The sequence below is a fragment of the Streptomyces sp. NPDC002845 genome, assembly GCF_053591955.1.
Genome location: NZ_JBSFUU010000225.1, coordinates 1 through 1,700 on the forward strand (window position 1 = coordinate 1; position 1,700 = coordinate 1,700).

General features: G+C 69.6%; 1 protein-coding gene. It reads right to left on the bottom strand.

Translation table 11 applies throughout. The features are described 5' to 3' along the window. Nucleotides 1-179: 179 nt before the first annotated feature. Nucleotides 180-1,700: recombinase family protein (locus ACWD3C_RS48505; protein WP_451155223.1), on the bottom strand; the 1,521-nt coding region annotated here is incomplete at its 5' end.

A 1,700-nucleotide genomic window follows, 5' to 3' on the forward strand; every position in this document is an offset into this window, starting at 1 on the left:
CCGGAACTCCACTATTCGGTGTAGGGGCACGGATCGCTCCCTCAGCGCCTCAGACTCGAGTATTTACGCTGGTGAAGCCGCTCCTTATCACAGGTTGAACCGGAACTGTAGATCTGGCGGCATCGTCCCGGATATCCGGGAGATTCCCCGACCCAAGGCCCCATGCGCCCCTCTGAGCATCACAGCCGCTCCGCTCTCGGGACGACTCGAACCGTCGCCGGGTCGACTCCGCGTCTACCAGAAGGCTGCCGAAGGACCCGCACTTCGACGAGCGATTCGACGACCCGGCGCTGGAAGCCCACATCCGCCTCGTCGAAGACGGCTCTTGGATCATGGCAGTCGATCAAGGATCCCAGCCCGGCAGCCCCGAGCACGCGACGGCGCTCTTCCTCCAGCTCGGCGATGCCTGGTGCCTCGCAGCTACGAATGCGCGCGACGTCTGCGCCGTGGACGTCACCGAGCTCGAGGTCGCACAAGGCGCGCTCCACGCGCCTGCGGCGCTGCGCGATCTCGCCTCGGATCTCCGCCGCGCGCGGGGCATCCGGGCTCAGGAGGAGCTCCTCCAGGTCCGGACGGACGAGCAGCTCGTGGACGACGCGCAGCACGGAGTCGTCGATGTGGTTGCTGGATCGGGTGAAGTGGCCCCGGGTGCAGCCCGGCGTGCCCGCGCACCTGTAACGGCCGGACTTCGCGCTCACCGGCTGACCGCAGTGGCCGCAGCGGTACATGCCCGATCCCAGATACCGGTATCGCATCGCGGGCTCCGGACGGGCTGCGAGGGACTGGTGATCGAGGCGAGCCTGCACGGCGTTCCACGTGTCCTCGTCGACGAGCGGCTCCCATTCTCCCCAGATGGGGTTCTCGTCCTCGTCGCGCACGATCCAGTCCGACGAGGACGTCCTCGCTCCGGCACGGCCCACACCGCCGGCATAGACGGAGTACCCGGCGTAGCGGGGGTTGCGCAGGACGCCGAGGACCGTGCTCAGCGCCCACGGACCGTCGTCGGGAACATCAGCGGGCTCCAGGCCTGCCGCCAACTGCTTCTCGTTCCGCTCGATCGCCAGCACGCGGCTGCGCTTGGGTAATCGCGGAAGTGACGTCGGCACGCCCTCCCTCGACTCGCCCGAGAGCGCCGCGGCCATGGACGCCATCGACGGGCCGTCGGAGATCGCGCACAGGCGGAACAGCTCGCGCACCGCCGCGGCCTCCTCCTCGATCACGTCGCCGCCGGTCGAGTAGCCGAGCAGGCGCGTGCCCTTCGGGGCCCGACCGCGTCGAGCGCGCTGCAGCTCGGCCGCGGACCGGCGCGCCGCGCTCCGCTCGACCTCCCCGCGGGCCACAGCGGCCTTGACCCTGGCGTACATCCGCCCCCCGTCGGTCGTCAGGTCTGCCTCGCCGTTGGCCGTGACCAGCCGCAGCCCGCGCGCCTCGGCGGCGTCGATCCACTCCTCGAGCTGGCGTGGCTGCCGTGTGAGGCGGTCGAGGTCCCAGCAGATGATCGCGTCGAACGAGCCCGTGAGGTAATCGGCCACCATCCGGTCGTAGTCGGGTCGCCTCTTCGTCTTGTCCGTCGCGGACCTCGACTGGTCGACGTACGTCCCGACCACGGTCCATCCGCGATCAGCGGTGATCCTGAGACAGTCATCGCGCTGCCGGTCGATGGCGAGTCCGTCCATCTCGCGGTCGAGCGAGACGCGCAG